This window comes from Flavobacterium terrisoli (genome assembly GCF_030167905.1).
Lineage (GTDB): Bacteria > Bacteroidota > Bacteroidia > Flavobacteriales > Flavobacteriaceae > Flavobacterium > Flavobacterium terrisoli.
On record NZ_JARGNA010000007.1, the window covers coordinates 96,975 to 122,561 of the forward strand.

Here is a 25,587-nt window from a genome sequence, read left to right on the forward strand (position 1 = left end):
TAGTTTCCAAAACGCAATGGGATTGAACAAATTATAGAAAATAGCGGCAAATTTAGAAAGCGTACTAAATACACTACATCATTTTAAAAAGAATGCAATTAGTCGATGAAATTGACAATTTACAAGTTAATATTACTTTTCCTATACCATACTTTTGAAACTCAAGTCACCATTGGGATGAGCATTTAATCATTTGGTGCGTAAAGTGTTACATTTAAAAATTTGAAAAAACTTTAACACCCTTTGTTGAAAAATAAAAGCCCGAAAACAAGGTCTGTTTGAATGCATATGGTACTTTCGCCACCGTAAGATTACCCAAATCATTTTTCCACGCCTTTTACCGCATTGTTTACCCAATCCAACACTGTAGTTTTTTTCTAAAACTGCCTATTACCTTTTATTTGCAAAAATTATTATGTAGTCTTTTATCTAGTATAGATGTTAAAAGATGCATTTTGACGGTTTACCAAGCACATTATCGCATACGCTTTCGATTTTATCAAACACACTAAACACTTGTTATTATGAAAAGATGGCTCTCAATTATCTTGTTGACATTCAGTTGTTTTGCACTTGCTCAAAAAAGCAAAACAATGTGGAAAGTAAATGCAGGAATGCAAACAAAACAAAAGTCCAACAATGCAAACTTACCCGAAAAAAAACTATACGATTTAGACTTAACGGCATTACAAGAACTCTTGGTTACCTCGCCAAAGAGATTGGCAAATGCCGGTAACTCAAACACTTTAATTTCATTACCCAATGCAGATGGTGTTTTTGAAAACTTCAGGGTGTATGAAAATCCGGTTATGGATGCCGAATTAGCCGCCAATTATCCTGAAATCAAATCCTATGTAGCGATTGGTGTTGACAATCCGACTGCTCGAGTGTATTTCAGTTTTTCGCCTTTAGGGTTCAAATCGATGAGCTTACATCCTGGAAAACCGGTTGTTTTTATCGAACCTTTAACTACCGATTTATCTACTTATACCGTTTACCAAAAATCAGATTACACCAATTCATTGAGTAGAATAGAATGCAAAATTATCAATGAAGCAGTCAGTGATATTGGAGATTCAGAACTAATGGCAAGACCAAATGCTGATGATGCTAAATTGAGAACTTTCAGATTGGCTTTGTCTTGTACCGGAGAATATGCGGCTTATTTTGGCGGAACCAAAGCATTAGCTTTAGCCGGAATGAACAATACTTTAACAAGAGTTAACGCCATCTTTGAAACTGATTTTGGTTTGCGTTTGGTGCTTATTGCCAACAATGCTAATGTAATTTATACATCGCCTACTACTGATCCTTATGCTGATTATACCGGTATGTCGAGTTGGAATTCTCAACTGCAATCTACTTTAACTTCGGTTATTGGCGAAGCCAATTATGACATTGGTCATTTATTGGGCGGAACCGGTGGTGGTGGAAATGCAGGCTGTATCGGTTGCATTTGTGTGAATGGTTCCAAAGGAAAAGGGTATACTTCGCCTTCGAGCGGTATTCCAGCAGGAGATAATTTTGATATCGATTATGTGGCTCATGAAATTGGTCATCAATTGGGCGCTAATCATACCTATTCACACGTTACCGAATCGGGAACCGGAACTCAAATGGAACCCGGAAGCGGTTCTACCATTATGAGTTATGCCGGTATTACCACCAAAGACGTTCAGCGTCATTCTGATCCTTATTTTCATGCGATAAGCATTCAGCAAGTGACCAATAATGTTAAAAATAAAGTGGCTTACATTTTAACATCCACCGGAAATAATGTGCCGATAGTTAACGCAGGATTGGATTATACGATTCCAAAAGGAACGCCATTTATGCTTAACGGAAATGCTAGTGATGCCAACGGAGATATGCTGACTTACAACTGGGAAGAAATGGATTTAGGTACTTCGATTACGACCATACCTAGTACAACAGCTACTTCAGGCCCGATTTTTAGATCTTATGTTTCAACCACTTCGCCAACGAGATATTTCCCAAGAATGGCAACTGTTTTAAGTGGATTAAACACTACGGCAGGAACTGAAATTCCATGGGAAGTATTGCCCAATGTAGCCCGAACTTTGAACTTCCGTTTGACGGTTCGCGATAACAGAGCCGGCGGACCATCCAACAACAGTGATGATGTTATCGTTACGGTAAACGGAACTGCCGGGCCATTTACCGTGAACTCTCCTAATTCGGCAGTGACTTATTCCGGAGGAAGTACACAAACCATCACTTGGAATGTTGCAGGAACTACAACTAACGGCGTAAATTGTGCCAATGTCGATATCCTATTATCAACAGACGGAGGACAAACTTTTGCTGCTACCCTATTGTCAGCAACGCCAAATGATGGAACACAAAATGTTGTGATTCCGAATATCGCAGGAAATACCAACAGAATCATGATTAAAGGAAACAACCATATTTTCTTTGATGTATCCAATACTAATTTTATTATTGCTGCCGGAACTACGGTAGCGGATATTACACTACCGATTATGGCGACACTTTCGGCATCCGGAACTACGGTTTCATCAACCAATCTTTATTGGTCGGCTTCAGATAATGTAGGTGTAACCGGTTATGACCTCTATCAAAATGGCGTATTAAAAGCTTCGACAACTAATACGGCCTATACCATAAGTGGTTTATCATCGGCAACAAATTACAGCTTTTATGTAATCGCTAAAGATGCCGCCGGAAATAGATCTGTTGCGAGCAATACTGTCAATATAATGACACTTTCAGCAGCCGACACTAGTTCGCCAACATCGCCAACACTTACTGCTTACGGAACAACTGCCACATCGACCAATCTTTCTTGGACAACAGCTACAGATAATATTGGGGTTACGGGTTATGATATTTATAAAAACAGTCAGTTTATCGGTTCTAGCACAGCAACTTCTTATGCTGTTAGCGGTCTAAATCCGGCCACTAACTATAGTTATTATGTCAGAGCTAAAGATGCTGTTGGAAATTCGTCTTCGAGTAATTTGGTTAGTATCACAACGCTTTCAAATGTGATTTCTTATTGTGCTTCAAGAGGTAATAGTACTGCCAAAGAATATATAAATCGAGTGCAAATTGGTACAATCAATAATCTTTCGGGCAACAATAACGGCTATGGAAATTTTACGGCTTTAACCACCAATTTAGCTTTGAATTCCAACAATAACATTACCATAACGGCAACTAAATCAAGTCCATCTTATGCCGAAGCTTACAGTGTATGGATTGATTTTAATCAGGATAATGATTTTTCAGATGCCGGCGAACTGGTAATCAATCAGTCGAAAACAAAAACAACCCCTTTCAGCGGAAGCATAAGCGTTCCTTCAAATGCGCTTCAAGGAGCAACCCGAATGAGAGTTTCGATGAAAAACAATGCATTGGCAACAGCCTGTGAAATTTTCACTTATGGAGAAGTTGAAGATTATACCGTGATTATAACAGCCACCGGAAGATTTGAAGAGGAAACCATCGTCAGCAAACCGGCTGTAAAAATATATCCAAATCCGGTTAAAGGAGAAGTATTAAACATATCCAATCTTGAAAATCCGGCGACCTTCAGAATTTACAATCTGTTAGGACAAGAAATAGCCAACAACAAAATTGAAAATGATGCTGTCAATGTAAGTTCCCTGAAACCCGGTAATTATATAATAGAAATCATGGATGGTGACAGCAGAACAACCAAACAATTTATTAAACAATAGTTGAAACCGCTTGATTGCAAAAACCTCACATCACTGTGAGGTTTTCTATTAAGAATAATTTTATTCTGAAATCCACACTGATTAATATTGGCTTTGCGACTGTAAAAGCAGGAGTTGCCAACCAATTGACTAATCGTTTATTTAACTAATGGTTAACAGTAAAATCCAAATCATCTGAATATTTTTGTTTACTAGTTTCTATTCAATGCACAATTACAGAAATTTAAAAGTTTTTGCTTTACTTATCCCTTTTATTACGCTTTTAAGCTCGTGTAAAAACGAATTTAAAGGAAGTGATTATGTCGCTTATTTTGGCGGAGAGATTGTCAATCCAAACAGCCAGTATGTGCTTTTCTGCAAAGACAATGAAGTAATAGATTCCATCAAGCTGGACAAAAACAACCGCTTCTTTATGCAGTTTGATTCTTTGCCGCCCGGTTTATATACTTTCAAACACGAACCGGAATACCAATATGTTTATTTTGATAAGAATGACAGCCTGATGGTGCGTGTGAATACCCGGGATTTTGATAATTCTGTTGTTTTCTGTGGACGTGGTGATCAGAAAAACAACTTTCTGATGGAACAATACCTGAAAAATGAGAAAGACAAAAACAATTTATTTTCTGCCTACGATTCTGATATTGATAAGTTTACCAAAACCATTGACTCTTCCTATCAGGTAGCCACTAAGTTTTACACTGCCAAAAAAGAGGAACTCAAATGGAGCGATGAATTTGATAATTATGCGAAAGCAGCTTTGGATTTTCCTTATTATTCCAGAAGGGAATTGTATCCAATGGTTCATAAAATCAGAACCGGAAATGATGTCTATGAAAAAATCCCAACGGATTATTACAATTTCAGAAAGAATGTAGACTGTAATAATGTGGCACTTTCAACGTATTCGCCTTTTGTGATGTATCTGTCACACATGCTGAACAACATGGGTTCCATCAATTACCACAATCATTTTTCAGAAGTGGATTTGGCTTTGAAAACCAACATCAACAAAATGAATATTGCCGATACCTTAATCAAAAATGAAAAGGTAAAAAACACCATACTCAACAACATTGCCTTCACCTATTTACTGGAAGATCAAAATATGGTAAACAACCAAACCTTTTTGGCTACTTACCATAAATTTTCAACCGACAAGAGTCAGAAAAACGAAATCACCAAAATCGGGAATGCCATACAATTGCTAAAAGCAGGCAACAAACTTCCTGAGGTAACCCTTTTAGACCGAAGTGGAAATAAAATAAACTCTTCATCGTTCACCAACAAAAAAACGGTCATTTTCTTTTGGACCGCCAATGCCGTTTCCCATTTGGAAGCAGCACATAAAAAGATATTGGCCTTCCAAAAAGCACATCCGGATTATCAATTTGTAGGCATCAACATCAATGATACACAGGAAGAATGGAAATCATTGCTGAGGAAATATAAATTTGACAGCATCACCGAATTGCGTTGTGCCGATTTTGAAGACATTAAGGCCAAATGGGTAATCACCAAAATCCACAGAACCATAATCCTGGACAATAACGGTTTGATTAAAAATGCATTTACCAACATCTTTGAATCCAACTTTGAAGAGGAACTGAAATAGCTAAAAAGAAAACATACAGCCACTAGCTATCAGCAAGAAATTAAAAAATCCCGATTCAAATGAATCGGGATTCTTATTTATATGTTTCAACTATTTTACTAAAAGCTAATAGCTGAAGGCTAATTGCCTCTTCAATTATTGATTTCCTTTAGCATAATCGGCTAAGAACTGAGCCAAACCTAAATCGGTCAAAGGATGTTTTAACAATCCTGTGATGGATGACAATGGTCCGGTCATGACGTCAGCACCAATTTTAGCACAGTTCACCACGTGCATCGTGTGACGAATCGAAGCCGCTAAGATTTGGGTTTCAAAGGCGTAGTTGTCATAAATATCGCGAATCTCCTGAATCAACGCCAAACCGTCAGTAGAAATATCATCCAATCTTCCTAAGAATGGAGATACATAAGTCGCTCCGGCTTTCGCAGCCAAAATTGCCTGACCTGCAGAGAATACTAAAGTAACATTGGTTTTAACGCCTTTATCAGAGAAATATTTACAAGCTCTCACACCATCTTTGGTCATTGGCAATTTTACCACGATTTGCTCGTGCAATTCAGCCAATTCTTCACCTTCTTTAATCATACCGTCATAATCAACAGCGATTACTTCCGCACTCACGTCACCGTCAACGATGTTGCAAATGTCAACGTAGTGTTTTAAGATGTTGTTTTTTCCTGTAATTCCTTCTTTTGCCATCAACGACGGATTGGTTGTAACGCCATCAAGAACACCTAATGATTGTGCTTCTCTAATCTCGTTTAAGTTGGCAGTGTCAATAAAAAATTTCATAGTGTAATGTTTATATGTGTAAAAAGTTGTGTTTCTGAATTTTTGTGCAAAGTTACATATTCAAATTCAATTTAAACAACTAAAGTTTATAATGATTCATCAGCATGCTTTCATAAATTCTATCCGGCAAAATTCGTTTCAAAACAATGGAAAACTTCTGCATAAACGCGCCGACTTTATAATGCAGTTTTGGATTTTTATCATTGATGATCTGATAAATTGCCATTGCCATTTCATCGGGATTGCTGCCGCTGTCCACATGTTCGTCCATCTGTTTTAAGGTATTACCATAAGGTGTTTCATAAGCAGAACCCGAAATCACCGGCGCGTGGTATCTTCCCGAGGCAATATTGGTGGCAAAATCACCAGGAGCGACATTGACAACGTTAATCCCGAATGATTTCACTTCCATGCTAATGGCTTCAGTAATAATCTCCAAAGCACCTTTAGAAGCCGAATATACGCCGCGATAAGGCAATCCCATATAACCGGCAATAGAAGTGATATTGATAATCAAACCCGATTTTTGCTCGCGCATTTGTGGCAACACCGCTTTGATGACTTCAAGCGGACCAAAGAAATTGGTTTCAAAATTATTCTTGATTTCTGCAGTCGGAATTTCTTCTAATGGCCCAGTAATCCCAACGCCGGCATTATTGATGACCACATCAATACGCTTGGAAATCGAAATTACTTTCTCTACTGCATGTTGAATGCTTTCGGCATTGCGAACATCCAAAGCGATTAACGGAAATACCGAATTGGTGATTTTCTCAGGGTTTCGGCTCGTACCGTAAACGGTAAAACCTTTATGAAATAAAAACTCACCGATCGCTTTACCTATACCTGAAGAACCGCCAGTGATTAGAACTACTTTACTCATGTTTTAAAAGATAAAAGAGAATAGATTATAGAGAATAGACTAAAATCTTTGCTCTATATTCTATATTCTATATTCTACATTCTTTTCAATCGATAAAGATAAATGCTTTTAAATTAATTTGATACCCAATCCGTGATTTTCACTCAAGTGAATTTTACCATTGACAATCTGGCTTCCTTTGGCGATATCGTTGGCAATTAAATTGGCGCCATCCAAATCGGCATAGTCACATAAGGGCGCTAAAACGGCTCCGGCTGAAATCCCAATCGTAGATTCGGTCATACAGCCAATCATGATGTTGAAGCCTAACTTTGTCGCTTCCGCAATCATTTCCAAAGCCGGTGTCAATCCGCCGCATTTGACCAGTTTGATATTGATACTTTTGTAATGCGGCACCAAACTTTTCAAAACCGTTGCATCCTGACAATCTTCATCGGCCATCCAATTGGCAAACCGAACAGCATGCAAAACGGAATAATGCTCCGCTCCTGTTTTCATCGGTTGTTCCAAATAAGTGAATTTGGAAACCAATTCGTTTTGCTCCAACCAAAGACATTCTTCAGCGGTGAAACTTCCATTGGAATCCAACGCCAGGCTTTTATTCAATTGAAGTAGTTTGATAATATCGCTTTCGCTAAAATGATTGCACTTGACTTTGAATTTTGACCAAGCCGATTGTTCAATTTTCTTAACCTGATTTTCGACTGAATCCACACTAATGGTAATCGATGATTCGGGGAGTTGGTTGTAATTGATTTGGCTGAGTTCCAAAAAGTTTTTTTGCTCTAATTTCCCAAACAAATCCCAATAGGCACAATCCAACGCCGAACGCAAAAAACTTGGAAGATTCAGAGACAATAGAAAAGTATAAAACTCAGTTGGGTGAACTATTTTTTGGCTTTCAATTTGGGCTTTTACTTTGGCTAAAATAATTTCAAATTCGGCCAAATTGATATCGTAATAATCTATCGAAGTACATTCGCCATAACCTTTTTCACCATGACTTTGAAGAGTTACGATTAAGGCTTCCCTAAAAATGTAATTTCCATAGGCAATGGCAAAGATTTCTTTGAGGTTGAACTTTACTATTTGCCATGATAAAACCATATCGTGTAAAAATAAAAAATCCCGATACAATTCGGGACAGTTTTTAAAAAAAATGGCAAGCGACCTACATCGCACCGCTCAACCACATACCTTTGCTATGTTCCCATCCTGGAGGATTTTGCAGGAGCTGGTCGTGTAGGACTTGCCGGTGCAAATATACAATCTTTTTATTTTTTTGCAAGAATTTAAGAGCAATATAAATATATTTGTGAGTGAAAAATTAAATACAAAAAATGAAAGTTTATAAACCATTAATTACCATTTCATTAGCCATCACAACTTTATTATTACTGACCTTTGCAAGTTGTGGAGACAAAGACAAAGAAAACTATTTCAGCTTTGATGACAATGCCTTGAAATCGATGTATAAAGCCAATGAGAAAGTTGATTTCGCTTTATTAAACAATGAAAACAAAACCATCGACAGTGTGGTCTATTTTGCCAATAACGAAAGAGTTTCCTCTGTAAAAGGCAATGGCAAATTCACTTTGGATCTGACTGGGAAAAAATTAGGCTACCAAAACATCAAAGCCGTAGTTTATTTTGAAGGCGATACCATTTCAACGCAAACCCGTGTGGAAGTTGCGGCGGCCGTTGCACCAAAACTATTGAAATATACCGTTGTCAATACGTATCCTCACGATGTGGAAGCTTTTACCGAAGGCTATGAGTTTTTCAGGGATACACTAATCGAAAGCACCGGACTAAAAGGCAAATCCTATTTTGCCAAAACCGATTACAAAACCGGAAAGGCTTATAAGAAAGTGGGGCTTGACCAACAGTATTTTGGAGAAGGCATTACGGTTCTCAATGGTAAAATTTATCAGTTAACCTGGGAAAACCGCGAAGGTTTTGTTTATGATGCCAATACGCTAAAGAAAATCAAGACTTTTCAATACGACAAGCCAATTGAAGGTTGGGGAATGACCAATGACGGTAAAAACATTTACCATTCTGACGGAACAGAAAAAATCTGGACGATGGATCCGGAAACCATGAAACTTACAGATTTTGTAAATGTGTATACCAATGACAGCAAAATCAAAAGCGTTAACGAATTGGAATGGATCAATGGTAAAATCTATGGTAACATTTGGCAAAAAGATGCGATTGCCGTGATTGACCCAAAAACCGGAACTGTGGAAGCCGTATTGGATTTATCGGCGTTGAGAGCGAAAGTAACCAACAAAGAAGCCGAAGTTTTAAACGGAATCGCTTTCAATAAAAAAACCAACACGATTTTCGTTACCGGAAAAAACTGGAACAAGACTTTTGAAATTAAGGTAAGCGAATAATTTTTTATACGCTCCCAACCTTTTTGTCAAAAAGTGTCTCTATGATAAAAAGACCACGATTATGACAAACAAAATCAACATATCCATTCCACAACCTTGCCATGAAAACTGGGAAGCAATGACGGCAGTTGACAAAGGCAAATTTTGTGCTTCCTGCCAAAAGAAAGTGTACGATTTTACCAAAGCCAGCGACCGTGAAATCGTAACGGCTTTTCAGCAAAATCAAAATCTTTGCGGACGTTTTTTGACTACGCAACTCGACCGCGATTTGGTGAAACCTAATGAAAAGAGTTCTGTTTGGTTAGCGACAACTGCGACTATAGTGAGTATGATTGGCCTTGGAACCAATGAAGCCATTGCTCAGGGAGAACCGGTTAAAACCGAGCAAACGGACAGAAGAGTTTTGTTAGGAAAATCGGCACCTCCAAAATCACAAGAAATTGAAGTTTCAGGAATTGTAAAAGATGCTACAGGACCATTGCCTGGTGTCAATATCGTTATTAAAGGAACTACTGTTTACACAGCAACTGATTTTGATGGAAACTTTAAACTGAAAGCTAAAGCCGGTGATGTTTTGGTTTTTCAATTTACTGGTATGGAAACAAAAGAAATTAAAATAACCAATAATAGTCCATTAAATTTGGAAATGAAGATGGATGACATCATTATGGGAGAAATGGTAGTTGGCGGACTTGTTAGAAAACGCACCTTCTTCGGACGTATCTTCCACTCTATTGGTAATTGGTTCAGATAAATAAAAAATCCCGATTACTCGGGATTTTTTATTTCTTATTTCTTTACATATTCCATTTTGGCAACATCATAAACCAACTTGTTTTGTTGGTTTTTCCCTTTTTGGGTAACCGAACCATCCGGATTCAGGATAAACTCAAAACCGTCTCTGCGCATTTTTTCCTGGGTTTCGGTAGCACCGGTTCCGCCCAAAGAAACTATCTCGGTGATATGATTGGTCATTTGGGTATTGGAAAAAACTTGCTTCTTAGCAGCAATCTCGTAGATTACACTGTAAACAGTGGTAATATCTTCGGTTTTCTTATTGGTTTTGATTTGATTGGTTTCCGTCCAGGTCAGCAAATACAATTTGGTTCCAGCGGCTGTAAATGAACTCAACTTACAATTGGTTGGTGCAAATTTGGCATCGGCTGCTTTGATAATCATGGCATCTTTTTCTTTGCCATTTTCATTGATGGTCACCTGGAAATTTCCTTTTTTAACTTCAGCTACCAGGTTATCCACTTTGGCAAAACCCGAAGCAGCAGTGGTTGTTGATTTCTTTGCGGCAGATTTTTTCTTCTGACTGTAAGCATTGACACTCAACATAGCGATTAACGCCAGTAAAACAATTCTTTTCATGGGTTACAATTTTTGGTTTAAACAGGAATCGAATATACAAAATAATCAATTCGATGAGTGTTAAATAAAAAAACCGGACAATTGCTTGTCCGGTTCATCTTCTTATTAACCTTTTCGAATTACTTAACCTCTTCGAAATCTACATCTTGTGTTTGATCTCCACTCGCGTCGGCTTGTGGTTGTGCTTCGTGAGCCTGACCTTCGCCTTGTGCTTTGTACATTTCCTCAGAAGCATTTTTCCAGGCTTCATTGATTTTGTCTAAAGCCGGTTGGATTGTCGCGATATCTTTAGTCTCGTAAGCTACTTTCAATTCGTCTAAAGCCGTTTGAATGGCTGCTTTGTTACCTTCTGAAAGTTTATCACCAAACTCGCTCAATTGTTTTTCCGTTTGGAAAATCATACCGTCAGCTTCATTTAGCTTGTCTACTTTTTCTTTAGCCAATCTATCCGTTTCAGCGTTCATTTCGGCATCTTTTTTCATTCTTTCGATTTCTTCCGGAGTCAATCCTGAAGACGCTTCGATACGAATGTCATGAGATTTGCCTGTTCCTTTGTCAGTAGCCGAAACTTTGATGATACCATTGGCATCAATATCAAAAGTTACTTCAATCTGAGGAACGCCTCTTGGCGCTGGCGGAATGCCGTCTAAGTGGAAACGACCGATGGTTTTGTTATCTGCCGCCATAGTTCTTTCCCCTTGAATCACGTGGATTTCAACACTTGGCTGATTGTCAGCAGCCGTTGAGAATACTTGTGATTTTTTGGTTGGAATGGTTGTATTTGACTCGATCAATTTGGTCATTACATTCCCCATAGTTTCAATTCCTAATGATAAAGGCGTAACGTCTAACAACAATACATCTTTTACATCACCGGTTAAAACACCACCTTGGATAGCAGCTCCAATCGCTACTACTTCATCCGGATTAACTCCTTTTGATGGTTTTTTACCAAAGAATTTCTCCACTTGTTCCTGGATTACCGGGATTCTTGTAGAACCACCAACCAAGATTACTTCGTCGATATCTGATGTTGATAAACCTGCATCTTTTAAGGCTTTAGCAACCGGTTCCATTGAACGTTTTACTAAAGTTTCAGCCAATTGCTCGAATTTTGCACGAGTCAAAGTTTTCACTAAGTGTTTTGGTCCTGAAGCGGTAGCCGTAACATATGGCAGGTTGATTTCGGTTTGTGTCGAAGAAGACAACTCGATTTTTGCTTTTTCAGCCGCTTCTTTTAAACGTTGTAATGCCATTGGATCTTTACGCAAATCAACACCTTCTTCGCTATTGAATTCGTTAGCCATCCAATCAATGATTACCTGATCAAAATCGTCACCACCTAAGTGAGTGTCACCATTTGTTGACAATACTTCGAAAACACCATCACCCAATTCAAGGACAGAGATATCAAAAGTACCTCCACCTAAATCGTACACTGCAATTTTTTTGTCATGTGCCGCTTTATCCAATCCGTAAGCCAAAGCCGCAGCGGTTGGTTCGTTGATGATACGCATTACTTTAAGCCCTGCAATTTCTCCGGCTTCTTTTGTAGCCTGACGTTGTGCATCGTTAAAATAAGCCGGTACTGTAATTACAGCTTCGGTAACCGCGTGACCTAAATAGTCTTCGGCTGTTTTTTTCATTTTTTGAAGTGTCATGGCTGACAATTCCTGTGGCGTGTACAGTCTTCCGTCAATGTCAACACGTGGTGTGTCATTGTCACCTTTTACCACTTTGTAAGCTACAGTCGATGCTTCTTTAGCACTTTCTGTGTACTTGTTCCCCATAAAACGTTTGATAGACGCTATGGTTTTTGTTGGGTTAGTCACCGCTTGTCTTTTCGCAGGATCACCTACTTTAATTTCTCCACCATCTACAAATGCAATAACAGATGGCGTTGTTCTCTTACCCTCTGCGTTAGCAATTACAACTGGTTCTCCACCTTCCATAACGGCCACACAAGAGTTGGTTGTACCTAAGTCGATACCAATAATTTTTCCCATTTTTATTTTCTCCTTTTAATTTATTCTTTTGATTATTCCTCTACGAGTGAATAGTACTTTGTGTTGTACGGTTTCGAGAATGACAAGGATTATGCCAAGCGGCAAATAATTTAAAATTGTCAGTTTTGAAATAATTTTGCTGACAAGATGACATTTTGTGCCAAAAAAAATCCCAACCTTAAAAGTTGGGATTCTCTATTTAGTCGTTCATCGAAATGAGGAACTCTTCGTTGTTTCTGGTTTTCTTGAAGCGGTCGTTGATAAAATCCATTGCTTCCACCGGATTCATATCGGCTAAGTATTTGCGCATAATCCACATGCGTTGGATGGTTTTTTCGTCCAATAACAAATCATCACGACGCGTACTTGACGATGTCAAATCGATAGCCGGGAAAATACGTTTGTTGGCAATTTTTCTATCCAACTGCAACTCCATGTTACCCGTTCCTTTGAATTCTTCGAAGATTACTTCGTCCATTTTAGAACCGGTTTCGGTTAAGGCGGTTGCAATAATACTCAAGGATCCTCCGTTTTCTATATTACGTGCCGCACCAAAGAAACGTTTTGGTTTTTGCAAAGCATTGGCATCAACACCACCCGATAATACTTTTCCGGATGCCGGTTGTACTGTATTGTAAGCTCTCGCCAAACGCGTAATCGAATCCAATAGAATTACGACATCGTGACCACATTCTACCAAACGTTTTGCTTTTTCCAAAACGATATTGGCCACTTTTACGTGACGGTCTGCCGGTTCGTCAAAAGTGGAAGCAATCACTTCTCCCCTAACGCTGCGTTGCATATCGGTTACCTCTTCAGGTCTTTCGTCAATGAGCAATACAATTAAATAAACTTCAGGATGATTGGCCGCAATGGTATTGGCAATGTCTTTTAACAACATCGTTTTACCGGTTTTGGGTTGGGCCACAATCATACCACGTTGTCCTTTTCCGATAGGAGAAAACAAATCGATAATACGGGTTGAAATGGTGGCTTGTCTTCCGGCCAAGTTGAATTTTTCTTCCGGGAATAATGGCGTTAAGTGTTCAAATGAAACCCTGTCACGTACTACTTGTGGGTCATGACCGTTGATTTTCAATACTTTTACCAATGGAAAGAATTTCTCTCCTTCTTTTGGCGGTCGCACAACTCCTTTCACTGTATCTCCGGTTTTCAGACCAAACAATCTGATTTGTGAAGTCGACAAATAAATGTCATCAGGAGAAGCCAAATAATTATAATCGGAAGAGCGCAGGAAACCATAACCATCGGGCATCATTTCTAAAACACCTTCACTTTCAATGATTCCGTCAAATTCATAATCTGAATCGCGGAAATTATTCTTTTTACCTTTAAAATTTGGATTGTTGTTACCGTTTTGATTTTGGTTCTTGTGCCTTGGCTCGCGGTTACCGTCGGTGTTTTGTGTTGGTGGAGTTTCCGGTTCTTCAACCGTTGGCTGTTTTTCTATAACTTCAACTTCAGTATCGATTGGTTCTTCGAAAGTTATATCTGTATTGGGATTCTTTTTTTTATCGAAAGGTTTCTTGAACTTTGGATTTTTATTCTGAAAAGCCGGCTTATCTTCAACTACAGCTGTTTCCTGAGGTTCGCCGGTAAATAAATCACTTTGATTGGTTTCAGGAGCTTTCTTGGTTTCAGGAACAATTCGGGCTCTTTTGGTTTTATTGTCTGCTGCTTTCTCGGTGACTTTTGGTTTCTCTTCGGCAACGGCTTTATTCTGGTGTTCCAAAATTTGCTCAATTAGAGCGTCTTTTTTGGCACCGGTAACTTTTATGGTTTTTGCTAATTTCGCAATTTCTTGAAGCTCAGAAAGCTTCATTTCTTTTAAGGCAGAAATATCAAACATGGATATTGTTTTGATTTAATTTTTGATTTGGAAAATACTACAAATGTGGGTAGAAAATATTGGTATAGAAAAGTCCGAAGATGAAGTACTTGCGGATTTGTTATGCAATAATACAAATAAAATTTTACCACGCAATAGTATTTTTTAAAAAGAAACTATATTTTTGTCCAACATTTTCTCAAAAACCATGTTTAGAATACAGACTTATTATTTGATAGCTTCTCTTATCGTAACAGGTGTTTTGCCATTTGTATTTCCATTATGGAAAGATGCAGCCGGTAAATCATTCTATTTTATGATGGATATTGTTTATATCGCGCTATTCGGGTTGAGCAGTACACTGACATTATTGAGCATTTTATCACACGCAAAAAGACAACAACAATTTGTCATGGGCAGATTGAATATGATATTGAATTTAATTTTATTAGGATTATTTGTGTATCGAACACTAAATCTATCCGGAGAGACGGCTACCGTTTCAGAGAAGGGTATTGGGATGTTCCTACCTATTTTTTCTATCGTACTTTTGGTTTTGGCCAACAAAGCCATCAAAAAGGATGAAGATCTCGTAAAATCTGTGGATCGTTTGCGATAAACCTATAAACTTAGTTTTTTAGTGCTGCGAAAAACCCGTCTCATCAAACAGACGGGTTTTTTATTTTATTTTTTTTATAATTTGAAGTTTGCTTAAACAAACTAGAAAACTTAAACCGAATGTCCACTGGACATTCTCCTCTTAATATCAAAGGTTTTTTATTTCTTGCCCAATTCTATAATCTCCAAATTTTGGATTCTATCTCCATCAATCTCGAATCTTAACATCGTTCGCACCTGATGGAATCCGTAAATCCCGCAAGCACCGGGATTCATGTGCAATAAATTGAGTTTCTTATCAAACTGTACTTTCAGTATATGCGAATGCCCGCAGATAAAAAGTTTGGGCGGATGTGTTTGGATTTCCGCTCGAATCGCCTGATTGTATTTTCCGGGGTAACCGCCAATATGTGTAATCCAAACATCTACACTTTCACAAAAAAATCGATTGTTCAACGGGAATTCCATTCGGGCTTTGTCATCATCGATATTGCCATAAACAGCACGCAATGGTTTGATTGCTTTAATTGTGTCTGTCACTTTCAAATCACCAATATCGCCGGCATGCCACACTTCATCTGCCTGATGAACATATTTTAAAATAGTATCATCAATATGACTGTGGGTATCGGAAAGCAAAAGGATTTTTTTCAAGACAAAAGGTACTAAGGTTCTGAGATACTAAGGTTCTGAGGTTACAAATATAATCAATGAAATTATGAAAACTTTAAACATCAAATTTAAAAACCTTTGTACCTTTACGCTCATAAATTTAGGCACTTCAACATTGAGATATTTTATCGAATTAGCTTATAAAGGAACGAACTATCATGGTTGGCAATACCAACCCGACGCTAGTTCCGTACAGGAAACACTAAATAAAGCTTTATCCTTATTATTAAAAAAAGAAATTGATATTGTAGGTGCCGGCCGAACCGATACCGGTGTTCATGCCAAAAAAATGTATGCCCATTTCGATTGCGAAACCGAAATTGACGGCAAAATCCTGGTACATAAACTCAATTCGTTTTTACCCAAAGACATTGTCATTTTTGATATTCTGAAAGTTCACGACGAAGCGCATGCCCGTTTTGATGCAACGAAACGAACCTATGAATACCACATCCATACTTTTAAGGATGCTTTTGAAAATGAAGGCAGTTGGCTGCACCAATTGCCATTGGATTTGGATAAAATGAACGAAGCCTGCCAGATACTTTTCAAACACCGGGATTTTGAATGTTTTTCAAAAACCCATTCCGATGTGAGAACCTTTAATTGTGTTATTTTTGAAGCACATTGGACTAGAAGTGGAAATAATTTGGTTTTTACCATTTCTGCAGACCGATTTTTACGCAATATGGTTCGCGCCATCGTAGGAACGATCATTAATGTTGGTTTGGGCAAAATAACCTTAGTCGATTTTGAAAAGATAATTGAAAGCAAAGACCGCGGCCAGGCTGGATTTTCAGTACCGGCGCACGGTTTGTACCTAACCCGAATTGAATACGAATACCTAAAATAATTCATGGCAGCAAAAGCATTTGACACCAACTTGTTCAAACGTATTTTAAAATACACCAAACCTTATAAAGCTAGGTATTATGGTGTGATTTTGTTTGCAGTTTTGCTTGCCATATTTGCTTCATCACGACCTTTCTTATTGGAAATAACAGTGGACCAATACATCAAAACAGCCAGCAAATCAGGGCTTTTGACCTATGTTGTTATCATGGGAGTTGCTCTTATACTGGAAACGCTATCCCAGTTTTATTTTGTGTATTGGGCCAATTGGTTAGGACAGGATATTATCAAAGACATTCGAACCAAATTATTCAAACACCTGCTCACTTTCAGGATGCGCTACTTTGACCATGCGCCGGTAGGCCAAATGGTAACCCGTTCGGTTTCTGATATCGAACAGATTGCCCGTATTTTTAGCCAGGGACTTTTCATGATTTTTAGTGATTTATTAAAAATGGTGGTCTGTCTGATAGTAATGTTTTGGATGAACTGGCAGTTATCTATGATAGTGGTAGTAGCGATGCCGGTTTTGGTTTATTTCACACGAATCTTCCAAAGAAAAATGCAGGTGGCTTTTGAAGAAGTGAGAACACAAGTCAACAATATGAATGTTTTTGTACAGGAACGCGTTACGGGAATGAAAATTGTACAATTGTTTACCCGGGAAAACATTGAGTTTGAAAAGTTCAAAGAAATCAACCAAAAACACAATCAAGCCTGGATTAAGAATATTTTATACAACTCGATCTTCTTCCCTATTGCCGATATCATTTCTTCGATAACTCTTGGTGCTGTGATTTTATATGGCGGAATGCAAATTATTAATGGGAACCCATTTACAACTACAGGCCAAATGATTTCCTATACAATGTTTATAGGAATGTTGTTCAACCCTTTGCGTCAGATTGCAGATAAATTCAATGAGATGCAAATGGGAATGATTGCGGCCAATCGTGTATTTGATATTTTGGATACCGATAAGGATGTTCAGGAAGACGGAACTGTTGTCGCCAATCATTTCAAAGGCAATATCCGTTTTGAAGATGTTCGCTTTAGTTATAACGACAAGGAAGAAGTTTTGAAAGGCATTACACTACATGTAAGAGAAGGCGAAACCATTGCCATTGTAGGTGCAACCGGCGCCGGAAAATCAACGATTATCAACCTGTTGAATCGCTTTTACGAAATCAATTCGGGCACGATTTATATAGACAATCAAAACATCAATGACTTCCAATTGGAAAGCCTGCGCCAACAAATTGCCATCGTATTGCAGGATGTTTTTCTTTTTGCCGATACGATTCATAATAACATTACGCTGAACAATCCTGAGATAAGCCGTGAAGAAGTGATTGAAGCAGCCAAAAAAATTGGCGTACACAAATTCATCAAAAGCCTTCCCGGCGGTTATGATTACGACGTCAAAGAACGTGGTGTGATGCTGTCTTCGGGCCAACGCCAATTGATTGCTTTTCTTAGGGCGTATGTAAGCAACCCGAGTATTCTGATTTTGGACGAAGCTACTTCATCCATTGATACTTACAGCGAAGAATTAATCCAAAAAGCGACAGAAAGAATCACCAAGGGCAGAACTTCCATTATCATCGCACACCGATTGGCAACCATCGTCAATGCTGATAAAATCATCGTGATGGACAAAGGCCAAATCGTGGAAGAAGGAACGCATCAGGAATTGGTCAATAAAGCCCAGGGTTATTATAAAAATTTATACGATTCACAGTTTGCTACCGAAGTGGAATAACTTATTTTAGTGCCATGAAAAGTTTTTCCCAACTGAAAAAAAACCTGAAGAATGATTTCTCTTCACTAAAGCCCTTAAAACTGGCAGTTTTAGGTGATACAGCCACACAATTTTTAACACAAGCCATAAGAGGTTTGGGTTATGACAAAGGCTTTGATATCCAAATTTGGGAAGCCGATTTTGATCAGATTGAACTTCAAATCAGCGACTCAGAATCGGAATTATATGAATTCAGACCCGAATTGGTTTTGATCTTTCAATCTTCTCATAAATTATTATCCAAATACAACAAATTAAAATCCGAAGCATATTCGTCATTGGCTTCGCAGGAATTAGCATCAATCGAATTTATGGTTGCAACCCTAACCTCGCAGTTGGATGCCAAAATCATTTATTACAATTACACCGAAATTGACGATGCTGTTTTTGGCAACTATGCCTTAAAAACTGAATCTTCATTCCTGTTTCAATTGCGAAAACTGAACTTTGAACTAATGACGTTTGCCGCAAGCAATCCGAACTTTTACTTGTGTGATTTGTCTTCGATTCAAAATCAAATCGGAAAAGCCAATTTCTTCCAAAGCTCCATTTATGTCAATACTGAAATGGTGTTGAGCTTGGACGCCTTGCCAATAATAGCTTCGAGAACTTTAAACATCGTTGAATCACTCAACGGCAAGTTTAAGAAATGTGTGATTTTGGATTTAGACAATACCACTTGGGGCGGAATCATTGGCGATGACGGCATCGAAAACATCCAAATCGGAAGTCTGGGCATTGGCAAAGCGTTTTCTGAATTCCAGTATTGGATAAAAAAACTCAAAAACCGCGGTATCATTGTCGCCGTTTGTAGTAAGAATACCGAATCGGTAGCCAAAGAACCTTTTGAAAAACATCCCGATATGGTGTTGAGATTGGATGACATTTCAGTTTTTGTAGCCAATTGGGAAAACAAAGCCGATAACATTCGCCATATTCAAAGCATCTTGAATATCGGTTTTGACAGTATGGTTTTTTTGGATGACAATCCGTTTGAACGCAATATCGTTCGTGAAAATTTACCCGAAGTCACTGTGCCCGAATTACCAGAAGATCCTGCGGAATATCTCGAATATTTATACACTTTGAATCTCTTCGAAACCGTTTCCTTTTCCGGAGAAGATGCCGAACGTACGAAGATGTATCAAATTGAAGCGCAACGCGCCAGTGTTCAGCAAAAATTCACCAACGAAGAAGATTTTCTAAGTAGCTTAAATATGGTTTCGCTGGTAGAACCGTTTAATAAATTCAACCAACCCAGAGTCGCACAATTGTCGCAACGCTCTAATCAATTCAACCTGAGAACGGTTCGTTATACCGATGCAGATATTGAAAAAATGGCCGCTTCGGATAACCATTTTACTTTTACCTTTACGCTGGAAGATAAATTTGGTGATAATGGTTTAATCTGTGTCATCATTTTGAAAAAGGAAAACGAACAAACAGCTTTTATTGATACCTGGTTTATGAGCTGCCGTGTTTTGAAGCGCAGTATGGAGAATTTTGTTTTGAACACAATCGTTGATTTTTGCAGCCAAAGCGGATTTACTGCGCTCAAAGGCGAATACATTCCAACGGCAAAGAACGAAATGGTAGCCAATCATTATGACCATTTAGGCTTTGGTAAGACTGATAATTTTTGGACATTAAAAGTGGCCGATTATATTCCTAAAAAAACTTATATTTCGAAAAAATAAAAATATGGACAGACTGACCATTTTAAAAGAAGTAACCGACGTATTTATTGATGTTTTAGACAACGAGGACATTGTGTTGACTGATGAAACCCAAGCCACAGATGTGGACGACTGGGATTCATTGAATCACATACAGTTGGTCGTTGGTATCGAAAAATACTTCAAAATCAGGTTTACTTCCAAAGAAATACAAAGCTGGAAAAATGTAGGCGAAATGATTACTTGTATCCAAGAAAAAGGAATCTGATGTTTAAAGTTGATGACACCTTTACCGAAAAATTTACCGTTTCCAATGAAATTTATCATGGGTTCATCACGTTGTTCAAAGACCAAAACCCATTGCATACCGATGCTTTATTTGCCACTGAAAAAGGTTTCAAAGCCGAAGTCATGCATGGCAATATCCTAAACGGTTTTCTCTCTTATTTTATCGGCGAAGGTTTACCAACCAAAAATGTAATCATCCATTCCCAGGAAATACAATATAAAAATCCGGTTTATCTCAATGAAACACTGGATTTTAAAGCGACAGTAATCGGTTTTTATGAATCGGTAAATGCTGTTGAATTCAAATTTGATTTCAAAAATCCGGAAACCAAAGTGGTTGCCAAAGGTAAAATTCAAATCGGTTTGCTATGAAAATACTCATCACAGGCGGCGCTTCCGGTTTGGGCGAATCCATTACCCGAACTTTAGCCAAAGAAGACAATACGGTTTACTTTACCTACAGCAAGTCATCGGCGAAAGCGCGACAATTGGAATCTGAATTCAAAAACACTACCGCAATCCATTGTGATTTCAGCAATGAAACCGCCGTGAAAACTTTGGCAGCAAAAATTACCGAACTCGATTTGGATATCATCATTCACAATGCATATTCGGGCGATTATTTAAAAACACATTTTCACAAAATAGAAGCGGCTGATTTCCTGACTGATTTCAAAGTCAATGTCATGCCGGTTGTAACGCTTACACAAGCAGCCATCAATACTTTCCGAAAAAAGAAAAGCGGCAAAATCATTACAGTTTTGAGTTCAGCTTTGCTTGAACCTCCGGTTGGTTCGGCAGTTTATACTGCAAACAAAGCCTATCTACAAAAACTGACACAGGTTTGGGCCAATGAAAATGCCAGGTTCAATATTACTTCCAATTCAGTTTCCCCAACATTTATGGATACGGCCATGACAGCTTCCATAGACGAAAGAGTCAAAGAACAAATCATTGAAAACAGTCCGCTAAAAAGATTGCTGACCACCGATGAAGTTGCTCAAACCATTCGGTTTTTGGCCATGAAAAATACTGAGTTTAGCGGAATGGATTTTGTCCTTAAGGCCGGAGACCTTTTATTTTAAAATAAGTGCTTATGGTTTTCAATTCTATTCCATTCGTTTTATTTTTCACCTTATTCTTCCTGTTTTATTGGCTTGTGATCAATAAAAATCTCAAAGCGCAAAACCTATTACTGCTGATTGGAAGCTACTTTTTCTACGCTTGGACCGATTGGCGGTTGTTGTCGTTTTTAATTGCTGTTTCGGCTTTGAATTACTTTTTGGGACTCAAAATTGAATTGGCTTCCAATGAAAAAACAAAACGCTTGTTCCTTTACATCGGTTTAATGCAAGGCGTTGGCGGATTATTGTTTTTCAAATACTATAACTTTTTTGTCACTTCGTTTAATGAAGCTTTTCATTCCATTGGTATTTCGCTTGGTTTGAGCACTTTGAAATTGATTGTTCCTTTGGGCATCAGTTTTTTTACCTTTCGAACCATTAGTTATTTATTAGATATTGACAAAGGAAAAGCAGAAGCTTCTAAAGATTGGACAGTTTTCTTTAATTATGTTGCTTTCTTTCCTTCTATCTTATCCGGACCGATAGACAAGGCCAAAACCTTTATTCCACAATTGGAAACCCAAAGAAGTTTCAACTATCAAAATGCGACTGATGGCTTGCGCCAAATCCTTTGGGGTTTGTTTAAAAAAGTGGTGATTGCCAATAATTGTGCGGTGATTACCAATGAAGTTTTTGCCAACTATCAGAACCTGCCCGCGAGTTCACTGGTTATTGGTATGTTTCTGTATACCATCCAAATTTATGCTGACTTCTCCGGTTATTCAGACATGGCTATTGGTATCGCGCGATTACTTGGGTTTAACATCACCAAAAACTTCGACTTTCCTTTCTTTGCGCAAAACATCGCAGATTTCTGGCGAAGATGGCATATTTCCTTAACGGGTTGGCTCACCGAATATGTCTTCACACCGTTGAGCATTTATTTCAGGGATTATGCCAATAACGGTTTGATACTCGCCATTGTCATCAATTTTACCATCATCGGAATTTGGCATGGTGCCAATTGGACTTATATCCTTTTCGGGTTTTTACACGGCATATATTACATTCCGTTGATTCTGAAAGGAACGATGAACAAAAAGAAGAAACTGGCCAATACCGGCGTTAAGGAATACTTCAATATGCTGAAGACTTTTACGCTGGTCATGTTAACTTTTGTGATTTTTAGGGCAACAAGTATTACTGAAGCGTTTGATTTTTACAAACATCTGGTTGCTAAATCGTTGTTGCAAACGCCTGTTTTGGAAGGGGTTTCCATAATTTATTTTGCTTCGATTTTGGCCTATATCCTATTCCTGTTTGTTATGGAATGGAGCGCCAAAACCAATGAACACGCTTTGGAACATTTTGGGTTAAAACTGCCTAAGATAGTCCGTTGGCTTTTCTATTGTTTGTTGCTTTTGATTGTCTATTATTTTTCGAGTGCCGTTTCCAATCAGGATTTTATTTATCTGCAATTTTAATGAAACAGTTTTTTAAAAATATCATATTATTTGCATTGCTATTGATAGGAATCATTTTTCTTATCCAAATAGCCGTTTCTTATAGAATCAAAGGCAAAACCGTAACGGGTTATGATACTTTGGAACAAACTTCAGACCTCAACGCCGATTTGGTTTTCATGGGAAGTTCGAGATGCTGGGCGCATTTTGACCCTAAATTCTTTGAAGACAATTATAAATTGAAATCCGTTAACATCGGGATGAACGGGCATTCCGATTTGATGGCTTCTACCTTAAGGCTTGAAAATTATTTGGCCAAAAACAAAGCGCCAAAGTTTGTTTTGCTCAACATTGATCCGTTTATTAGCGCCGGGACTTTAGAACACAATACCAAATTGGTCAACAAAAATGATTATTCAAGATTTGCCTTTTTTCTAAAAAAGGAAGACGAACCGTTTATGGATTATTTTGGGTTTGATACTGCTGAACGCTATGTTCCGTTGTATGCTTTGTTTAAGTACCAACTCATTATGGATTGTGTTTCGTTAAAAAAATCAAATTTGTTTCCGAAAGGTTTTGAATTGAATGATGAAAAATGGGACACTATTAAGTATCCTATCTCTGATGTCAATAAAAAGTATTTCTTCAAGTCAAAAGACATTCCAAGTATAACCAAGGCTTTAAAGGACTTAAATGATTTATGCAGTGCTAACAACATTAAGCTGATTTGTATTGAAACTCCTGTTTATAAATCGACTTATGAGGCAACCGCATTTGAAATGCCGAAAGCCATTTGCACCAATTTGGGCATTCCTTATATTGATGTCAATGAAGAATATATCAGAAATAAAACCGACTATTTTTATAACGCGATTCACCTCAATAAAGAGGGAGTTTATGAAATGAATAAACTGCTCAAGAATGAAAAAGAATTGGATACAATTTTCAAAATAAATCCATAAATTCGCAGTCACAAATAATCAAAGAAAATTTACACTTATGGCACGAGCGCTAGCGACTGCATTTTTGTATCAAAAAAATAAAAAACACACAAAATGACACGAGCCTTAAGGCGACTGCATTTTCACCAATAACAAAATAATTACAAGAAAATGAAATACGATATTATTGTTTTAGGAAGTGGTCCGGGCGGTTATGTTACGGCAATCCGCGCGTCACAATTAGGCTTTAAAGTAGCCGTAATCGAAAAAGAAAACCTTGGTGGAATTTGTTTAAATTGGGGTTGCATTCCAACAAAAGCACTTTTAAAATCGGCTCAGGTTTTTGATTACCTAAAACATGCATCTGATTATGGTTTGACCGTAAAGGAATTTGACAAGGATTTCAATGCTGTTATCGCCCGTTCCCGTGGCGTTGCTGATGGTATGAGCAAAGGTGTTCAATTCCTGATGAAGAAAAATAAAATAGACGTTATTGATGGTTTTGGTAAAGTAAAACCGGGTAAAAAAGTAGATGTAACGGCAGCTGACGGAAAAGTAACAGAATACAGTGCTGACCATATCATCATTGCAACCGGTGCCCGTTCAAGGGAATTGCCAAACTTACCGCAAGATGGCGTAAAAGTAATTGGTTACCGTCAGGCAATGACTTTGCCAACACAACCAAAGAAAATGATTGTGGTTGGTTCTGGTGCAATTGGCGTTGAGTTTGCTCATTTCTATAATTCAATGGGAACCGAAGTAACTATCGTAGAATTCATGCCAAACGTTGTTCCGGTGGAAGATGAAGATATCTCAAAACAATTTGAGCGTTCGTTAAAAAAATCAGGCATCACCGTAATGTTGAATTCTTCTGTAGAGAAAATAGACACCAGCGGAAAAGGCGTAAAAGCTTTTGTAAAAACAGCCAAAGGCGAAGAAGTTCTAGAAGCCGATATTTTGCTTTCTGCGGTTGGTATTAAAACCAACATTGAAAACATCGGATTGGAAGAAACCGGAATCAAAACGGATAAAGATAAAATTTTGGTAAACAATTTTTACCAAACCAATGTTCCGGGTTATTACGCCATTGGTGATGTAACTCCGGGTCAGGCTTTGGCTCACGTGGCTTCGGCTGAAGGAATTCTTTGTGTGGAAAAAATCAAAGGTTTGCACGTTGAAGCCTTAGACTATGGAAACATTCCGGGCTGTACTTATGCAACTCCGGAAATCGCTTCTGTGGGTATGACCGAAAAACAAGCCAAAGAAAAAGGATACGAATTAAAAATCGGGAAATTCCCGTTCACGGCTTCCGGAAAAGCAAAAGCAGCCGGAACTCCGGATGGTTTTGTAAAAGTAATTTTTGATGCCAAATACGGTGAATGGTTAGGCTGCCATATGATTGGTGCCGGTGTAACCGATATGATTGCGGAAGCAGTTGTAGCCCGTAAACTGGAAACAACAGGACACGAAATCCTCAAAGCTGTACACCCGCATCCAACAATGAGTGAAGCGGTAATGGAAGCTGTGGCTGATGCTTACGGAGAAGTGATTCACTTATAATATTCG

Annotated in this window: 21 protein-coding genes and 1 other RNA gene; 14 read left to right on the forward strand and 8 right to left on the reverse strand. The window is 38.1% G+C overall.

The window, feature by feature from the left end:
• Positions 1–524: 524 nt before the first annotated feature.
• Positions 525–3,725 carry a reprolysin-like metallopeptidase gene (locus tag P1K33_RS10930; protein ID WP_284653007.1) on the forward strand — a complete coding sequence of 1,067 codons (3,201 nt, stop codon included), beginning with the start codon at positions 525–527 and terminating at the stop codon, positions 3,723–3,725.
• Positions 3,726–3,930: 205 nt separating this feature from the next.
• On the forward strand, positions 3,931–5,340 hold the full coding sequence (locus tag P1K33_RS10935) for a TlpA family protein disulfide reductase (protein WP_284653008.1): 1,410 nt from the start codon (positions 3,931–3,933) through the stop codon (positions 5,338–5,340).
• Positions 5,341–5,475: 135 nt separating this feature from the next.
• On the opposite strand, the gene fsa is transcribed toward P1K33_RS10935, so the two are convergent.
• The 4 genes from fsa to ffs form a co-directional block, all read right to left on the reverse strand.
• Positions 5,476–6,132, reverse strand: a complete 657-nt coding sequence (gene fsa / locus P1K33_RS10940; RefSeq protein ID WP_284653009.1) for a fructose-6-phosphate aldolase — start codon at positions 6,130–6,132, stop codon at positions 5,476–5,478.
• Between the two features lie 79 nt (positions 6,133–6,211).
• Complete coding sequence (locus P1K33_RS10945; protein ID WP_284653010.1) at positions 6,212–7,015, reverse strand: SDR family oxidoreductase; 804 nt, start codon at positions 7,013–7,015, stop codon at positions 6,212–6,214.
• A 108-nt stretch (positions 7,016–7,123) separates the two neighbouring features.
• On the reverse strand, positions 7,124–8,122 hold the full coding sequence (locus P1K33_RS10950; RefSeq protein ID WP_284653011.1) for an enolase C-terminal domain-like protein: 999 nt from the start codon (positions 8,120–8,122) through the stop codon (positions 7,124–7,126).
• Positions 8,123–8,172: 50 nt separating this feature from the next.
• An RNA gene (gene ffs, locus P1K33_RS10955) (signal recognition particle sRNA small type) lies at positions 8,173–8,270 on the reverse strand.
• Between the two features lie 85 nt (positions 8,271–8,355).
• Here ffs and P1K33_RS10960 point away from each other — a divergent pair.
• The gene (locus P1K33_RS10960; protein WP_284653012.1) at positions 8,356–9,417 is read left to right on the forward strand and encodes a glutaminyl-peptide cyclotransferase; all 1,062 of its coding nucleotides are present in this window, start codon (positions 8,356–8,358) and stop codon (positions 9,415–9,417) included.
• 61 nt (positions 9,418–9,478) lie between these two features.
• Positions 9,479–10,171, forward strand: a complete 693-nt coding sequence (locus P1K33_RS10965; RefSeq protein WP_284653013.1) for a carboxypeptidase-like regulatory domain-containing protein — start codon at positions 9,479–9,481, stop codon at positions 10,169–10,171.
• Between the two features lie 35 nt (positions 10,172–10,206).
• Here the strand turns inward: P1K33_RS10965 and P1K33_RS10970 are convergent, their stop codons facing one another.
• The 3 genes from P1K33_RS10970 to rho all read right to left on the reverse strand — a co-directional run bounded on the left by P1K33_RS10970 (position 10,207) and on the right by rho (position 14,667).
• Positions 10,207–10,791, reverse strand: coding sequence for a hypothetical protein (locus P1K33_RS10970; RefSeq protein ID WP_284653014.1), 585 nt, complete (start codon positions 10,789–10,791; stop codon positions 10,207–10,209).
• Positions 10,792–10,910: 119 nt separating this feature from the next.
• A complete protein-coding gene (gene dnaK, locus P1K33_RS10975; protein ID WP_284653015.1) occupies positions 10,911–12,797 on the reverse strand; it encodes a molecular chaperone DnaK in 1,887 nt (628 codons plus the stop codon).
• Positions 12,798–12,996: 199 nt separating this feature from the next.
• The gene (gene rho / locus P1K33_RS10980; RefSeq protein WP_284653016.1) at positions 12,997–14,667 is read right to left on the reverse strand and encodes a transcription termination factor Rho; all 1,671 of its coding nucleotides are present in this window, start codon (positions 14,665–14,667) and stop codon (positions 12,997–12,999) included.
• Between the two features lie 187 nt (positions 14,668–14,854).
• Between rho and P1K33_RS10985 the strand changes: the two genes are divergently transcribed.
• Positions 14,855–15,265 (forward strand): DUF4293 family protein, encoded by a 411-nt coding sequence (locus P1K33_RS10985; RefSeq protein ID WP_284653017.1) that lies wholly within the window; start codon positions 14,855–14,857, stop codon positions 15,263–15,265.
• A 158-nt stretch (positions 15,266–15,423) separates the two neighbouring features.
• Here the strand turns inward: P1K33_RS10985 and P1K33_RS10990 are convergent, their stop codons facing one another.
• On the reverse strand, positions 15,424–15,918 hold the full coding sequence (locus P1K33_RS10990; protein WP_284653018.1) for a metallophosphoesterase family protein: 495 nt from the start codon (positions 15,916–15,918) through the stop codon (positions 15,424–15,426).
• Between the two features lie 133 nt (positions 15,919–16,051).
• On the opposite strand from P1K33_RS10990, the gene truA reads away from it, so the two are divergent.
• The 9 genes from truA to lpdA all read left to right on the forward strand — a co-directional run bounded on the left by truA (position 16,052) and on the right by lpdA (position 25,581).
• On the forward strand, positions 16,052–16,789 hold the full coding sequence (gene truA / locus P1K33_RS10995) for a tRNA pseudouridine(38-40) synthase TruA (RefSeq protein ID WP_284653193.1): 738 nt from the start codon (positions 16,052–16,054) through the stop codon (positions 16,787–16,789).
• 3 nt (positions 16,790–16,792) lie between these two features.
• Positions 16,793–18,550, forward strand: a complete 1,758-nt coding sequence (locus P1K33_RS11000) for an ABC transporter ATP-binding protein (RefSeq protein ID WP_284653019.1) — start codon at positions 16,793–16,795, stop codon at positions 18,548–18,550.
• A gap of 14 nt (positions 18,551–18,564) precedes the next feature.
• Positions 18,565–20,286 (forward strand): HAD-IIIC family phosphatase, encoded by a 1,722-nt coding sequence (locus tag P1K33_RS11005; RefSeq protein WP_284653020.1) that lies wholly within the window; start codon positions 18,565–18,567, stop codon positions 20,284–20,286.
• A gap of 4 nt (positions 20,287–20,290) precedes the next feature.
• The gene (locus tag P1K33_RS11010; protein WP_284653021.1) at positions 20,291–20,533 is read left to right on the forward strand and encodes an acyl carrier protein; all 243 of its coding nucleotides are present in this window, start codon (positions 20,291–20,293) and stop codon (positions 20,531–20,533) included.
• A complete protein-coding gene (locus P1K33_RS11015) occupies positions 20,533–20,925 on the forward strand; it encodes a MaoC/PaaZ C-terminal domain-containing protein (protein ID WP_284653022.1) in 393 nt (130 codons plus the stop codon). Before P1K33_RS11010 ends, P1K33_RS11015 begins: the two co-directional genes overlap by 1 nt.
• On the forward strand, positions 20,922–21,638 hold the full coding sequence (locus P1K33_RS11020) for an SDR family NAD(P)-dependent oxidoreductase (protein ID WP_284653023.1): 717 nt from the start codon (positions 20,922–20,924) through the stop codon (positions 21,636–21,638). The genes P1K33_RS11015 and P1K33_RS11020 overlap by 4 nt, the downstream gene beginning before the upstream one ends.
• A gap of 11 nt (positions 21,639–21,649) precedes the next feature.
• Positions 21,650–23,101 carry an MBOAT family O-acyltransferase gene (locus tag P1K33_RS11025; RefSeq protein ID WP_284653024.1) on the forward strand — a complete coding sequence of 484 codons (1,452 nt, stop codon included), beginning with the start codon at positions 21,650–21,652 and terminating at the stop codon, positions 23,099–23,101.
• Positions 23,101–24,042, forward strand: coding sequence for an SGNH/GDSL hydrolase family protein (locus tag P1K33_RS11030; RefSeq protein ID WP_284653025.1), 942 nt, complete (start codon positions 23,101–23,103; stop codon positions 24,040–24,042). Before P1K33_RS11025 ends, P1K33_RS11030 begins: the two co-directional genes overlap by 1 nt.
• A gap of 150 nt (positions 24,043–24,192) precedes the next feature.
• Positions 24,193–25,581: a dihydrolipoyl dehydrogenase gene (gene lpdA / locus P1K33_RS11035; RefSeq protein WP_284653026.1), complete on the forward strand. Its 1,389-nt coding sequence runs from the start codon at positions 24,193–24,195 to the stop codon at positions 25,579–25,581.
• The last annotated feature ends 6 nt before the right edge of the window (positions 25,582–25,587 follow it).

Coding starts and splice junctions, on each gene's coding strand:
- P1K33_RS10930 (WP_284653007.1), top strand. CDS start 525: ATGAAAAGATGGCTCTCAATTATCTTGTTGACATTCAGTTGTTTTGCA.
- P1K33_RS10935 (WP_284653008.1), top strand. CDS start 3,931: ATGCACAATTACAGAAATTTAAAAGTTTTTGCTTTACTTATCCCTTTT.
- fsa (WP_284653009.1), bottom strand. CDS start 6,132: ATGAAATTTTTTATTGACACTGCCAACTTAAACGAGATTAGAGAAGCA.
- P1K33_RS10945 (WP_284653010.1), bottom strand. CDS start 7,015: ATGAGTAAAGTAGTTCTAATCACTGGCGGTTCTTCAGGTATAGGTAAA.
- P1K33_RS10950 (WP_284653011.1), bottom strand. CDS start 8,122: ATGGTTTTATCATGGCAAATAGTAAAGTTCAACCTCAAAGAAATCTTT.
- P1K33_RS10960 (WP_284653012.1), top strand. CDS start 8,356: ATGAAAGTTTATAAACCATTAATTACCATTTCATTAGCCATCACAACT.
- P1K33_RS10965 (WP_284653013.1), top strand. CDS start 9,479: ATGACAAACAAAATCAACATATCCATTCCACAACCTTGCCATGAAAAC.
- P1K33_RS10970 (WP_284653014.1), bottom strand. CDS start 10,791: ATGAAAAGAATTGTTTTACTGGCGTTAATCGCTATGTTGAGTGTCAAT.
- dnaK (WP_284653015.1), bottom strand. CDS start 12,797: ATGGGAAAAATTATTGGTATCGACTTAGGTACAACCAACTCTTGTGTG.
- rho (WP_284653016.1), bottom strand. CDS start 14,667: ATGTTTGATATTTCTGCCTTAAAAGAAATGAAGCTTTCTGAGCTTCAA.
- P1K33_RS10985 (WP_284653017.1), top strand. CDS start 14,855: ATGTTTAGAATACAGACTTATTATTTGATAGCTTCTCTTATCGTAACA.
- P1K33_RS11000 (WP_284653019.1), top strand. CDS start 16,793: ATGGCAGCAAAAGCATTTGACACCAACTTGTTCAAACGTATTTTAAAA.
- P1K33_RS11005 (WP_284653020.1), top strand. CDS start 18,565: ATGAAAAGTTTTTCCCAACTGAAAAAAAACCTGAAGAATGATTTCTCT.
- P1K33_RS11010 (WP_284653021.1), top strand. CDS start 20,291: ATGGACAGACTGACCATTTTAAAAGAAGTAACCGACGTATTTATTGAT.
- P1K33_RS11015 (WP_284653022.1), top strand. CDS start 20,533: ATGTTTAAAGTTGATGACACCTTTACCGAAAAATTTACCGTTTCCAAT.
- P1K33_RS11020 (WP_284653023.1), top strand. CDS start 20,922: ATGAAAATACTCATCACAGGCGGCGCTTCCGGTTTGGGCGAATCCATT.
- P1K33_RS11025 (WP_284653024.1), top strand. CDS start 21,650: ATGGTTTTCAATTCTATTCCATTCGTTTTATTTTTCACCTTATTCTTC.
- P1K33_RS11030 (WP_284653025.1), top strand. CDS start 23,101: ATGAAACAGTTTTTTAAAAATATCATATTATTTGCATTGCTATTGATA.
- lpdA (WP_284653026.1), top strand. CDS start 24,193: ATGAAATACGATATTATTGTTTTAGGAAGTGGTCCGGGCGGTTATGTT.